14 protein-coding genes are annotated in these 12,356 nt (G+C 40.4%); 8 read left to right on the top strand and 6 right to left on the bottom strand.

The genetic code is table 11. The features are described 5' to 3' along the window. Nucleotides 1-4: 4 nt before the first annotated feature. Nucleotides 5-889 (top strand): glycoside hydrolase family 25 protein, encoded by an 885-nt coding sequence (locus B3394_RS15570; protein WP_177732695.1) that lies wholly within the window; start codon nt 5-7, stop codon nt 887-889. 36 nt (nt 890-925) lie between these two features. On the opposite strand, the gene lptB is transcribed toward B3394_RS15570, so the two are convergent. From lptB to B3394_RS15550, 4 genes are all read right to left on the bottom strand, one after another. Next, complete coding sequence (gene lptB / locus B3394_RS15565; RefSeq protein ID WP_286926751.1) at nt 926-1,666, bottom strand: LPS export ABC transporter ATP-binding protein; 741 nt, start codon at nt 1,664-1,666, stop codon at nt 926-928. A 107-nt stretch (nt 1,667-1,773) separates the two neighbouring features. Further along, complete coding sequence (locus tag B3394_RS15560) at nt 1,774-2,118, bottom strand: carboxymuconolactone decarboxylase family protein (RefSeq protein WP_177732700.1); 345 nt, start codon at nt 2,116-2,118, stop codon at nt 1,774-1,776. 3 nt (nt 2,119-2,121) lie between these two features. Next, the gene (gene tatC, locus B3394_RS15555; RefSeq protein ID WP_177732703.1) at nt 2,122-2,937 is read right to left on the bottom strand and encodes a twin-arginine translocase subunit TatC; all 816 of its coding nucleotides are present in this window, start codon (nt 2,935-2,937) and stop codon (nt 2,122-2,124) included. Continuing rightward, nucleotides 2,937-3,902, bottom strand: coding sequence for a KpsF/GutQ family sugar-phosphate isomerase (locus tag B3394_RS15550; RefSeq protein ID WP_286926748.1), 966 nt, complete (start codon nt 3,900-3,902; stop codon nt 2,937-2,939). The genes tatC and B3394_RS15550 overlap by 1 nt, the downstream gene beginning before the upstream one ends. 87 nt (nt 3,903-3,989) lie before the next feature. Between B3394_RS15550 and recQ the strand changes: the two genes are divergently transcribed. Next, entirely contained in the window at nt 3,990-6,185 is a 2,196-nt protein-coding gene (gene recQ / locus B3394_RS15545; RefSeq protein ID WP_286926746.1) for a DNA helicase RecQ, read from the top strand. Nucleotides 6,186-6,219: 34 nt separating this feature from the next. Here the strand turns inward: recQ and B3394_RS15540 are convergent, their stop codons facing one another. Then, nucleotides 6,220-6,459 carry a hypothetical protein gene (locus B3394_RS15540; protein WP_286926744.1) on the bottom strand — a complete coding sequence of 80 codons (240 nt, stop codon included), beginning with the start codon at nt 6,457-6,459 and terminating at the stop codon, nt 6,220-6,222. A gap of 130 nt (nt 6,460-6,589) precedes the next feature. On the opposite strand from B3394_RS15540, the gene B3394_RS15535 reads away from it, so the two are divergent. After that, nucleotides 6,590-8,149, top strand: coding sequence for an NAD(P)/FAD-dependent oxidoreductase (locus tag B3394_RS15535; RefSeq protein WP_286926742.1), 1,560 nt, complete (start codon nt 6,590-6,592; stop codon nt 8,147-8,149). A 50-nt stretch (nt 8,150-8,199) separates the two neighbouring features. Here B3394_RS15535 and B3394_RS15530 read toward each other — a convergent pair whose 3' ends face one another. After that, the gene (locus tag B3394_RS15530) at nt 8,200-9,144 is read right to left on the bottom strand and encodes a S41 family peptidase (protein ID WP_286926740.1); all 945 of its coding nucleotides are present in this window, start codon (nt 9,142-9,144) and stop codon (nt 8,200-8,202) included. 282 nt (nt 9,145-9,426) lie between these two features. On the opposite strand from B3394_RS15530, the gene idi reads away from it, so the two are divergent. The 5 genes from idi to B3394_RS15505 all read left to right on the top strand — a co-directional run bounded on the left by idi (nt 9,427) and on the right by B3394_RS15505 (nt 12,254). Continuing rightward, on the top strand, nt 9,427-9,954 hold the full coding sequence (gene idi, locus B3394_RS15525) for an isopentenyl-diphosphate Delta-isomerase (RefSeq protein ID WP_286926738.1): 528 nt from the start codon (nt 9,427-9,429) through the stop codon (nt 9,952-9,954). A 5-nt stretch (nt 9,955-9,959) separates the two neighbouring features. Beyond that, complete coding sequence (locus B3394_RS15520; protein WP_286926736.1) at nt 9,960-10,370, top strand: 6-pyruvoyl trahydropterin synthase family protein; 411 nt, start codon at nt 9,960-9,962, stop codon at nt 10,368-10,370. Continuing rightward, on the top strand, nt 10,370-10,828 hold the full coding sequence (locus B3394_RS15515) for a peroxiredoxin (RefSeq protein WP_177732729.1): 459 nt from the start codon (nt 10,370-10,372) through the stop codon (nt 10,826-10,828). The genes B3394_RS15520 and B3394_RS15515 overlap by 1 nt, the downstream gene beginning before the upstream one ends. A 127-nt stretch (nt 10,829-10,955) precedes the next feature. Beyond that, nucleotides 10,956-11,930 carry a type I phosphomannose isomerase catalytic subunit gene (locus B3394_RS15510; protein WP_177732732.1) on the top strand — a complete coding sequence of 325 codons (975 nt, stop codon included), beginning with the start codon at nt 10,956-10,958 and terminating at the stop codon, nt 11,928-11,930. A gap of 57 nt (nt 11,931-11,987) precedes the next feature. Continuing rightward, nucleotides 11,988-12,254 (top strand): hypothetical protein, encoded by a 267-nt coding sequence (locus tag B3394_RS15505; RefSeq protein ID WP_177732735.1) that lies wholly within the window; start codon nt 11,988-11,990, stop codon nt 12,252-12,254. The last annotated feature ends 102 nt before the right edge of the window (nt 12,255-12,356 follow it).

Raw genomic sequence — 12,356 nt, 5'->3', positions numbered from 1 at the left:
AGCAATGAAGCGACGTCCGGCTCCAAAGAAAAAAACGGCAACTCCACGGAATTACAAAACAAAATCAAAACAGAAAGGTAAAATTCCCGTTGGAAAAATCATACTGTACTGTTCGGCTATTGCCGTTGTAATTACCATTATGGCTGCGGCATATCAGTATCGCAATGGCTTTTTGTATTACCTGGGCTTTAAAACCGATAAAACAGTTGGCAAGCTAAGTACAGAAGAGCGGAAAATAGCCGATGTACGCATTTTTGAAGTATTGAGCCGCCACGATACCCGGTTGGTTGGTTTTGATGTTTCGGAATATCAGGAAAAAATCGACTGGAAGGCCATTGACAAAATAGACGGGGAATTTCCGCTTAGTTTTGTATTCATCCGTGCTACGGCAGGAAATGACCGGGTTGATTCCCGATTTGATGAAAACTGGAAAGCCGCTAAAAACCACGATTTCGTAAGAGGGGCGTATCATTATTACCGTCCAAATGAAAATTCATTAGAACAGGCAGAACTGTTTATTAAAACGGTTAAACTCCACAAAGGCGATTTCCCTCCGGTTCTGGATATAGAAGAATTACCTAAAAACCAGTCGGTAGATAGTTTGAAGACCGGTTTGAAACGCTGGCTGAAAAAAGTCGAAAGACATTATGGTGTAAAACCGATAATTTATTCCGGCGAAAGCTATTATAATGACTTCTTAAAAGAAGAATTTAAAGGCTATACCTTCTGGATTGCAAACTATAATTTCTTTGTAGAAAATATAAAAGACGAGTGGCTGATCTGGCAGTTTACCGAAAAGGCCGAAATCCCCGGTATTAAAGGGCTGGTCGATATTAATGTCTTTAACGGAAATAGAAAAGATCTGAAAAATAGCACACTACGGAAATAAAAAAGGGATACTTTATGTATCCCTTTTTGGTATGTTTTAAAATTCTAATTTTTTCTTTCGCAGCTCAAAGTTTTGTCCCAGATATACTTTACGTACCATCTCGTCTTCGGCCAGTTCTTCCGGAATACCGGCTTTAAGAATACCACCTTCAAACATCAGGTAGGTTTTGTCGGTAATAGCAAGGGTTTCCTGAACGTTGTGGTCAGTAATCAGGATTCCGATGTTTTTATTCTTTAACTGCGCTACAATACGCTGAATATCCTCCACCGCTACCGGGTCAACTCCGGCAAAAGGCTCATCCAGAAGAATGAATTTAGGATCGGTTGCCAGTGCACGGGCAATTTCCGTTCTACGTCTTTCTCCTCCGGAAAGTAAATCCCCTCTGTTGGTACGGATATGCTGTAGGCTGAACTCTTCAATTAAAGATTCCATTTTAGCTTCCTGTTCTTTTTTGGTTAACGTTGTCAGCTGCAGTACGCTCAGAATGTTGTCTTCGATACTTAGCTTTCTGAAAACCGAAGCCTCCTGGGCCAGGTATCCGATACCGTTTTGTGCCCGCTTGTACATCGGGAAATCGGTAATGGTCATGTCATCCAGATAAATGTTTCCGCTATTGGGTTTTACCAAGCCTACAATCATATAAAAAGAAGTGGTTTTTCCGGCACCGTTCGGTCCTAAAAGCCCGACAATTTCCCCTTGATTTACTTCAACGGAAATGCCTTTTACAACACTTCTTCCTTTATAGGTTTTTACTAAATTTTCAGCTCTTAATTTCATTTTTCGATAACGTTACAAAGTTGAGGAAGGATACAGCAACATGCATTTGTTGTGAAACTCCCTGCAAATAAACAAATAAAGGGATTAACGGATGTATAAATTAACAATTAATTATTTTCTAAAGCTTCCCAGAATTCATACGCTCTGCGCAAATGAGGAATCACAATTGTTCCGCCCACAAGCGTTGCAATTCCCATGGCTTCCATCATTTCTTCCTTGGTAATGCCGTTTTTATAGGATGTTTCCAAATGGTATTTGATACAGTCGTCACAACGTAAAACAGCAGAAGCAACCAAACCTAAAAGCTCTTTGGTTTTAACATCCAGAGCGCCTTCCATATAGGCATTGGTGTCTAAGTTGAAAATACGTTTGATGATTTTGTTATTATCATTCAGAAGCTTATCATTCATCTTGGAACGATAATCGTTAAATTCCTGTACTAAATCAGCCATGTCTTATGTGTTTTTTAGTTCTTCTTTTCGGGTTACAAATTTGGAAATGAAAATACTCACTTCATATAGAATTACCAGTGGAATCGTAACGATAATCTGACTGATAACGTCAGGCGGCGTTACAATTGCAGCGATGATCAGGATAATAACGTAAGCATATTTTCGGTACGTTCTCAGGAAACTCGGTGATACAATTCCCAAACGGGATAAAAAGTAAATAACGATAGGTAATTCAAAAACCAGTCCTGTTGATAACGAAGTGGATTTTACCAGACCGATATACGACTGTATATCAATGGAGTTGATAACATATTTACTGACCGTAAGATTGGAAAGGAAATTGATGGACATCGGGGTAATGATAAAATACCCGAACAATACACCCATGAAAAACAATAACGAAGAGATAAAGATAAAATAACGGGCATTTTTCTTCTCTTTTTCATACAGCGCAGGACTTATAAATTTCCATAATTCCCAAAGGATAAAAGGGAATGCCAGTATAAATCCGGCGGTAATAGAAGTCCAGATAAGCATGGCAAATTGCCCTTCCATGGTACGGTTCTGAAGCTCAAAAGGAAGCTCTGTCATACAGAAACTTCTGTCCAGATCATATTTCTGTGCTATTTCGCAAAAGAAGCGATAGGTTACAAAGTTACCGTCCTTTGGACCGAAGATTATAGTATCAAAAATAAAATCACTGTAATAGTAAGCGACACATCCGCCAATAACAATTGCCAGTGTGCTTCGTATCAGAACCCATCTGAATTCTTCCAGGTGGTCCAGAAACGACATTTCTTTCATGGTTTTTTTAGCCATTATATAATTCCTTCTTTTAAAATGTCATGAATGTGGATAATGCCAATGTAGGCGCCTTCATCGGCAACGACTAACTGCGTGATGGAATTGTTTTCCATGATGTTGAAAGCATCCACAACCATATCGGTTGGTTTAACCGTTTTAGGTTTTTTAGTCATAATATCCTTAGCGGTCAGGTCGCTGAAAGTATCACGGTTGTTCAGCATTCTTCTGATGTCCCCGTCAGTGATAATTCCGGTAATTTTTTCATTTTCCACCACTGCGGTAACACCCAGGCGTTTCTCGGAAATTTCCATGATAACCGTTTTAATGCTGGCATCCGGGCTCACTTGTGGTTTATGGGTATTGTCCAGCATGTCCTGAACGCGTAATAGTAATTTTTTGCCCAAAGCACCACCGGGATGGTATTTGGCGAAATCTTCACTTTTGAAATTGCGAAGCTCCATCAGGCAAACAGCTAAGGCGTCACCCAAAACCAACTGTGCCGTAGTACTGTTTGTAGGGGCAAGGTTGTTCGGGCAGGCTTCTGCTTCCACATAAGCATTTAATACATAATGGGATTCTTTTGCCAGAAAAGAGGTTTCGCTGGCAGTCATTCCGATAAGGATATTTCCGAAGCGTTTTAAGAGCGGAACCAAAACCTTGATTTCGGGACTGTTGCCGCTTTTGGAAATACAGATGATAACATCGTCAGGCTGTACCATTCCAAGGTCACCGTGGATGGCTTCGGCAGCATGAAGAAATAAGGAAGGAGTACCGGTGGAATTTAACGTTGCCACGATTTTTGTAGCGATAATAGCGCTTTTTCCTATCCCTGTTACAACAAGGCGGCCTTTGCTTTGATAGATTGTATTTACGGCTGCTGCAAAATCATCGTTAAGGTAATTTACAAGATTTGCAATGCTCTCACTTTCAGACTGTATTGTTTTTTTGGCAGTAGCCAAAATGCTTTCAATGTTACTCAAATCAGAAGTTTTATAAAATTTGTATGTATTAAAGATTTTTGTATCTTTATATTCTGCAAATTTATGTAAAATACTGTATAATAAATAATGAAACTAACCGAAATTGACTTGCATAAAGAGTTAAAAAAATATTTTGGTTTTAACCAATTCAAAGGTTTACAAGAAGATGTTGTTCGAAGTATTATTACGGGTAACAACACTTTTGTTATTATGCCTACCGGTGGCGGGAAGTCCCTATGTTACCAACTGCCGGCATTAGTACTGGGTGGAACCGCTATTGTAGTTTCGCCTCTAATTGCATTAATGAAGAATCAGGTTGATGCTATCCGAAGCTTATCCTCAGAAGCCGGAATTGCACACGTTTTGAACTCCTCATTAACAAAAACTGAAATTAATCAGGTAAAAAAAGACATTACTTCCGGGCTGACAAAACTATTGTATGTTGCACCGGAATCTTTAACAAAAGAAGAATATGTAAACTTTTTACGTGAAGTACCGCTTTCTTTTGTAGCTATCGATGAAGCACACTGTATTTCCGAATGGGGACACGATTTCCGTCCGGAATACCGCAACCTTCGAAATATCATCAAACAATTGGGTGACATTCCGATTATCGGATTGACTGCTACGGCAACGCCTAAAGTACAGGAAGATATTTTAAAGAATCTGGACATGACCGATGCCAATACTTTTAAAGCATCGTTTAACCGTCCGAACTTATTCTATGAAGTACGCACCAAAACGAAAAATGTCGAATCCGATATTATTCGTTTCATCAAGCAGCACAAAGGGAAATCCGGTGTAATTTACTGTTTAAGCCGTAAAAAAGTTGAAGAAATAGCACAGGTGCTACAGGTAAACGGAGTGAGTGCCGTTCCTTACCATGCCGGATTGGATGCTAAAACCAGGGCAAAACACCAGGACATGTTCCTGATGGAAGATGTGGAAGTGGTGGTCGCAACCATCGCATTCGGAATGGGAATTGACAAGCCGGATGTGCGTTATGTTATTCACCATGATATTCCGAAGTCGCTGGAAAGTTACTACCAGGAAACCGGTAGAGCCGGACGTGACGGAGGAGAAGGACACTGCCTTGCCTATTACTCGTATAAAGACATTGAGAAACTGGAAAAATTTATGTCCGGTAAACCTGTGGCCGAACAGGAAATCGGGTTCGCGCTGTTGCAGGAAGTAGTCGCTTATGCGGAAACATCAATGTCCCGTCGTAAATTTTTACTGCATTATTTCGGTGAGGAATTTGATGAAGTAAATGGCGAAGGGGCCGATATGGATGATAATGTCCGCAATCCGAAGAAAAAAGTAGAAGCGCAGGATCAGGTGGTTACTTTGCTGGAAGTAGTTCGCGATACCAAGCAACTGTATAAATCCAAAGAAGTGATCTTTACGTTGATTGGTAAGATCAATGCGACAATTAAAGCTCACAAAACGGATGCTCAGAAATTTTTCGGAAAAGGAAAAGACTTTGAAGAAAAATACTGGATGGCTTTGATCCGCCAGGTATTGGTTGACGGATTGCTGTCGAAAGATATTGAAACCTACGGTGTTTTAAAGCTCACCAAAAAAGGAGAGGAATTTATTCAGAAACCGGTTTCGTTTATGATGTCGGAAGACCATGAGTATAACGAAACGGAGGATGAGGCAATTGTTACATCGGCAAAATCGACCGGAACGGCTGATGAAGCTTTGATGGCAATGCTTAAAGACCTGCGAAAAAAAGTAGCCAAGAAAATCGGGGTTCCGCCTTTTGTTGTTTTTCAGGATCCGTCACTCGAAGACATGTCGTTAAAATATCCTATTAATCTGGAAGAATTAGGAAATGTCCATGGTGTAGGTGAAGGCAAAGCTAAAAAATACGGAAAAGAGTTTGTTGAACTTATTGCCCGTTATGTTGAAGATAACGACATTGTTCGTCCGGATGATCTTGTTGTGAAATCTACCGGGGCTAATTCGGCTTTAAAGCTGTATATCATTCAGAATATTGACCGGAAATTGTCGTTAAACGATATTGCTGCGGCAAAAGGACTGGATATGGATACCCTGCTTAAAGAAATGGAACAGATTGTTTATTCGGGAACGAAATTAAATATCAAATACTGGGTAGATGAAATACTGGATGACGACCAGCAGGAAGAAATCCACGAGTATTTTATGGAATCCGAATCGGATAATATTAAAGATGCCTTAAAAGAATTTGACGGCGATTACGATACCGAGGAATTACGACTGATGCGCATTAAGTTTATCAGTGAGGTAGCAAACTAAATAAAAAAAGAGGCATTATATAATGCCTCTTTTTTTATTCCGAATACAATTCTCCCCGATGTGGTTTCAGGACATCCCTGACGGCGATCATCGTATCGTCGGTAACAACCATAAAAGCCGTTGCATACATATCGTTAAGGATTTCAAATCCGGTAATGTTTAAATCTAATTTTTCGATAGCAATATATTCTTTCAGATGGATCTCGTGATGCTCGGCTGTTTTTGCGGCAGCCGGACCCCGGAAATCCCAAATGAGTTTTATTTGTCTTGACATATTTAAAGGAAATTAAAGAACAAAGTTACGAATGATAATTCAAATCGCTGCCTGAAAAATGGATGGCCGATCATCAATTCCGGTGCAAATCACTATTTTTGCACTCTGATTTAAAATCAACCCGATAAAAATGCCAAGAGAATTACAAATACAGGTTACGCCGGAAATAGCGGCAAACAGCGCTTTACTGACCGAGCATATCGCGAAATTAATGCACACAGGTGTTGCGGAAATCCAACATGTTTCGGTATTGAAACGCTCCATCGATGCGCGCCAGAAAGCGATTAAGATTAACTTAAAAGTGGCTGTTTTTTTTCAGGGCGAAAATTTTAGTGAAACAAAAATACAGCTGCCGGAATATAAAAATGTAACCAATGCACAGGAAGTAATTGTTGTGGGAGCCGGACCAGCCGGACTTTTCGCAGCTTTGCAGTTAATCGAGTTGGGCTTAAAACCGATCCTGATTGAAAGAGGAAAAGATGTTCGTGGCAGACGTCGTGACTTAAAAGCAATCAACAGGGATCACATTGTAAATGAAGATTCGAATTATTGTTTTGGAGAAGGCGGTGCCGGAACCTATTCTGACGGGAAACTGTATACCCGGTCTAAAAAAAGAGGGGACGTAAACCGTATTCTGGAATTATTAGTAGCCTATGGCGCTTCTCCGGAAATTTTGGTTGAAGCACATCCGCATATCGGAACCAACAAACTGCCGCAGATCATTCAGGATATCCGCGAGAAAATTATTGAACATGGCGGACAGGTTTTGTTTGAAACCCGGGTAAAAGATATCCTGATTAAAAATAATGAGGTTTATGGTGTGGAAACCCATACCGGAACACAGATTTTAGCTCAGAAAATAATATTGGCAACCGGACATTCGGCCCGTGATATCTTTGAACTGTTAGACCGTAAAAAAGTTTTTATAGAAGCCAAACCGTTTGCTTTAGGAGTTCGGGCAGAACACCCGCAAACATTAATCGACAGTATTCAGTACTCCTGCGATTTCAGAGGAGAATTTTTACCGCCGGCACCTTATTCTATTGTGAAGCAGGTTAACGGACGCGGTATGTATTCGTTCTGTATGTGTCCGGGAGGTGTAATCGCTCCCTGTGCAACAAGTCCGGGTGAAGTGGTTACAAACGGATGGTCGCCTTCCAAACGCGATCAGGAAACGGCAAATTCCGGTATTGTAGTAGAATTAAAATTGGAAGACTTTCAGCCATTTGCCAAATTTGGCGCTTTGGCAGGAATGGAATTTCAAAAAGCAATTGAGCAAAAAGCCTGGCAGGTGGCGGGCGGTACCCAAAAAGTTCCGGCACAGCGAATGGTGGATTTTACGCAGCATAAAATATCGGATTCCATTCCGAAAACATCCTACGTACCGGGAACAACATCGGTAGAATTAGGAGAAGTATTCCCGGGATTCCTAACGCAGACAATGCGGGAAGGTTTTGTCGCATTCGGAAAATCAATGCGGGGCTATCTGACAAACGAAGCAATTTTACATGCGCCGGAAAGCCGTACGTCCTCACCGGTTCGTATTCCGCGTGACAATGATACGCTGGAACATGTGCAGATTAAAGGGTTGTATCCCTGCGGTGAAGGAGCGGGTTATGCCGGCGGGATTATTTCGGCTGCTATCGACGGCGAGAAATGCGCACAGAAAGCAGCGGAAAGTTTGCATTAGCATACATCAGCTCCTGATTACTTTCCGTAAATAATCAGGAGCTGAAGTAATTAATTGTTTTTCTGAAGCCATTTTACAGCTTCTTCCAGTGTTTTTTCCGGGGCGCACTTTTGGTCCGGAATTATTGAACTGCCGTATTTTTGCTTATTTCTGTCGGCAAAGGTGCTTACCGTAAGGTTGATTCTGGCACCATCGGAAAGAATGTACACTTCATTTGACGAGGAAACACCAAAAGTTTTGGTTCCAAAACTTCTGGTTTTTGGTCTGCCTTTAAAGGCTACCGCGACTGCTTCTCCGGAGCTAGCGGTTAGCGAATCGGTTAATACCGCTACATAAGGGTTTGCTTTTTTCAGGGAATAAAATTCGTGTATATCTTCAATTGTCGTTGTGCCGTAAAGTACTTTTCCGTCTTTACAGATCCAGGGTTCTGCATTATTGTCCGGATCAATGAAATAGCCAACGATTCCGTTGCCTAATACCGGAGCAATTCCGGTTAACATCGGACTCATATTGCCTCCGAAATTTCCTCTTAAGTCAACAATCCAGCCTTTTAAATTAGCTTTATCCCGCTCTTTCAGCTGTTCCAGTACCTTGTTGCGATACGCTTCAAGCTGATCTTCATCACCCATACAGTAAGGGATGCGGATATAGCCGATATCGGCCGGAACGGTTTCGTCGGTTAAAGTGGGCGGCGCTTTTTCGCTGTCCTCATTGTTATTTGCCGCAGCAAAATAACTGTGATGGTCATGCAGCTGGGTAACGGCATATTCAACAGACGGATAAGCATCCTGTATGCTGACGGCTTTTTCGGCATGTTTTAAAACGGAAGCTTTGAATTTATCCCAGTCAATGTTTTTCCGGTTAACGGATTTTGCTTTTAATAAAGTAACGACCTCGTTAATATAGGCCTGTACTTCCGGGGAAGCTGCCGGTTCTTTTTTATCGCACCCGATAAGTAATGTCAGTATTAAAAAGGAGCAGAGTATGTTTTTCATGAACTTTTGGTGTTTTGGTATTTTGTAATAACGCAGGCAGTGCTAAATTATTCCGGTACATCCGGTTATTTTACGTGCCTGTCTGCTAATACGGTCGAATATGCTGTGTTGTGATGGAATCTGTAGTGGCAAAAATAGTTATATTTTGGATTGTTTGGTGTTTGCCCGGAGGATTACCCTTTGGTTTTTATGCTTTCTGGCGGTACAATTGGTGAAAATTATAAAATAGGGCAAAAGTGAATGCATTTCTTTTTTTGTACTTTTGACAGGTAATCAAGAATTATGACAGAAGAAAGAGTAATATTAGTTAACGAAAAGGATGAACAAATTGGCTTAATGCCAAAAATGGAAGCACATGAAAAGGCAGTATTGCACCGTGCTTTTTCGGTTTTTATATTGAATGCTGATAATGAAATCATGCTGCAGCAACGGGCGCAGCACAAATACCATTCTCCTTTGCTGTGGACCAATACCTGTTGCAGTCATCAGAGAGAAGGAGAGACCAATATTCAGGCAGGTGTAAGAAGGCTGCGTGAAGAAATGGGATTCACCGCTGAGTTAAAAGAATTGTTTTCGTTTATTTATAAGGCACCTTTCGATAATGGACTGACGGAACATGAGCTTGATCATGTAATGATCGGTTACTACAATGAAGCACCCGAGATCAATCCGGAAGAAGTGGAAAGCTGGAAATGGATGTCCATTGAAGCGGTAAAAGAAGATATGGAAGTACATCCGGATATCTATACGGTATGGTTCAAAATAATTTTTGACAAGTTTTATCACTATTTAGAAGCTCATAAAGTTTAATTGCTATGAAAGTTACTGTAAGCCGAAAAGCCCATTTTAATGCTGCGCACCGTCTGTATCGCAAAGATTGGACTTTTGAGAAAAATCAGGCAGTTTTTGGGAAATGCAACAATCCTAATTATCACGGGCATAACTATGAACTGATTGTGAGTGTGACCGGAGAAATTGATCCGGAAACCGGATATGTGATGGATCTGGGTGATTTAGCTGCGATTATCCGGAATGAGATAGAAGATAAATTCGATCATAAGAACCTTAATATGGATGTGCCGGAATTTGCGGATTTAAACCCGACGGCAGAAAATATTGTGGTTGTTATCTGGAATAAGATCAGGGCAAAAATTACTTCAGACAAGGAACTGGAGGTTGTTTTGTATGAAACACCCAGAAATTTTGTAACCTATAAAGGATCGTGATGCGTTTAAAAACAGGAGATAAAATACCGGACTTTCAGGCGACAGATGCGCAGGGTGCCGTTTTTAATATGGCATCTCTTTTAGGGAAGAAACCATTGGTGATTTATTTTTACCCAAAAGACAATACGCCCGGCTGTACCAAAGAAGCCTGCGGATTCCGGGATTTATACGAAGATTTTACGGCTTTGGGTGCCGAAGTAATCGGGATTAGCGGCGATAGCAGTGCTTCTCATCAAAAATTTGCAGACCAGTACCGGCTGCCGTTTATACTATTGTCCGATAAAGGAAAACATATCCGGAATCTTTTCGGAGTGCCGACTAATTTATTAGGACTGCTGCCGGGAAGAGTAACGTATGTTGCGGATAGTGACGGAATAATCCGCTTTGTCTTTAACAGTATGAATGCAACGCAGCACATGCCAAAAGCTTTGGAAGCGGTAAAGGCAATGAAAGGATAAGCCGGGAACGCAACAATCCGGTCTTTGTGTTTGTATTTAACACTGCTTTCTAAAAATGATTTGGGTTCAGATTGGTTATTTCAAAAACTTTTTTGCATTTTTGCGAACCTAATGAACAAATAAATCTATGACGGTAAATTGGTATCCACTTATTTTTAACCCCATTTTGAAAGACAGAATTTGGGGAGGAACCAAATTATATTCGTTACTTCATAAAGAGATTATTTCCGAAACTACCGGCGAAAGCTGGGAGATCTCAACTGTTCCCGGAGATATCAGTACCGTTAAAAACGGAGCCTTAGCTGGAAAAAACATTAATGAACTTTTAGCCTTACAGCCGGAGGCATTACTGGGTAGAAAAGTGTACGGAAAATTCGGTAATGAATTTCCGTTATTATTCAAGTTTCTGGATGCTAAGGAAGATTTGTCCATTCAGGTACATCCCAATGATGCATTAGCGAAAATCAGGCATAATTCTTTCGGGAAAACCGAAATGTGGTATGTGATGCAGGCCGATGAAGATTCCCGGATCATAATCGGTTTTGAAGAACCTTCATCGTCGGAAGAATATGTACACCATCTGGAAAATAAAACGCTGACCAAAATACTAAAAGAAATTAAGGTTAAAAAAGGCGATGCATTCTTTCTGGAAACCGGAACGATCCATGCCATTGGCGCCGGAATTGTCATTGCCGAAATTCAGCAGACTTCCGATATTACCTACCGGGTTTATGACTGGGACAGGGTAGATGCAAACGGGCATTCAAGAGAGCTGCATATTGACCTGGCATTGGAAGCCATCGATTATTCGGCAGGTAATGCACAGATTGCTTATGCAAAAGAAAACAACAAGTCCAATCTGGTAATAGATTGTCCTTACTTTACTACAAATTATATTCCTTTGGATGGAGTGCTGTCCTTTGCTAAAAACGGAGATTCTTTTACCGTTTTGGTGTGTACGGAAGGTGATTTCTCGATTCATATTCCGGATACGGCTGAAAAAACCGACTTTAAAAAAGGAGATACTGTTTTAATTCCTGCGGTTATTACCGATTTTGAAATTTCAGGACAGGCTTCGCTGTTAGAAATATTCATTTCATAACCTTTAATCAAAAGATTAGTTGTAATTTTGCCAACGAAATTTAAAAATCAAAGAAAAATGGCAAGCGTTAAAAACTTAAAAAAAGACATCAACTACGTTTTAGGTGATATTATTGAAGCAGTTTACATTTGGGAAATGACTACTACAGGAAAACCAACTGCGGCTTCAGACGCATTAGTAGAAGAAGCGATTACAACATTTGACAGTTTGATCACTAAAGTGAACCAAAAAAATGTTGAAAATAAAAAATTACATTTCAAACAAATTAATAAAGATCTTGAAATTGCTGCTAATCAATTGGTTGATAAAATCAACGCATTGTAGTCAGAAAAATCAATAAAAAAGTGTGAAAAAAATATTTGGAAGTTTAAAAAACAACCTTATATTTGCACCCGAATTGAGACGCCGGTGTAGCTCAGCTGGCTA

Origin of the sequence: Flavobacterium sp. UBA4197, assembly GCF_002379575.1 — a bacterium.
GTDB lineage: Bacteria > Bacteroidota > Bacteroidia > Flavobacteriales > Flavobacteriaceae > Flavobacterium > Flavobacterium inviolabile.
This window is presented reverse-complemented; position numbering and strand designations above follow the sequence as displayed.

Coding starts and splice junctions, on each gene's coding strand:
- B3394_RS15570 (WP_177732695.1), top strand. CDS start 5: ATGAAGCGACGTCCGGCTCCAAAGAAAAAAACGGCAACTCCACGGAAT.
- lptB (WP_286926751.1), bottom strand. CDS start 1,666: ATGAAATTAAGAGCTGAAAATTTAGTAAAAACCTATAAAGGAAGAAGT.
- B3394_RS15560 (WP_177732700.1), bottom strand. CDS start 2,118: ATGGCTGATTTAGTACAGGAATTTAACGATTATCGTTCCAAGATGAAT.
- tatC (WP_177732703.1), bottom strand. CDS start 2,937: ATGGCTAAAAAAACCATGAAAGAAATGTCGTTTCTGGACCACCTGGAA.
- recQ (WP_286926746.1), top strand. CDS start 3,990: ATGAAACTAACCGAAATTGACTTGCATAAAGAGTTAAAAAAATATTTT.
- B3394_RS15540 (WP_286926744.1), bottom strand. CDS start 6,459: ATGTCAAGACAAATAAAACTCATTTGGGATTTCCGGGGTCCGGCTGCC.
- B3394_RS15535 (WP_286926742.1), top strand. CDS start 6,590: ATGCCAAGAGAATTACAAATACAGGTTACGCCGGAAATAGCGGCAAAC.
- B3394_RS15530 (WP_286926740.1), bottom strand. CDS start 9,144: ATGAAAAACATACTCTGCTCCTTTTTAATACTGACATTACTTATCGGG.
- idi (WP_286926738.1), top strand. CDS start 9,427: ATGACAGAAGAAAGAGTAATATTAGTTAACGAAAAGGATGAACAAATT.
- B3394_RS15520 (WP_286926736.1), top strand. CDS start 9,960: ATGAAAGTTACTGTAAGCCGAAAAGCCCATTTTAATGCTGCGCACCGT.
- B3394_RS15515 (WP_177732729.1), top strand. CDS start 10,370: ATGCGTTTAAAAACAGGAGATAAAATACCGGACTTTCAGGCGACAGAT.
- B3394_RS15510 (WP_177732732.1), top strand. CDS start 10,956: ATGACGGTAAATTGGTATCCACTTATTTTTAACCCCATTTTGAAAGAC.
- B3394_RS15505 (WP_177732735.1), top strand. CDS start 11,988: ATGGCAAGCGTTAAAAACTTAAAAAAAGACATCAACTACGTTTTAGGT.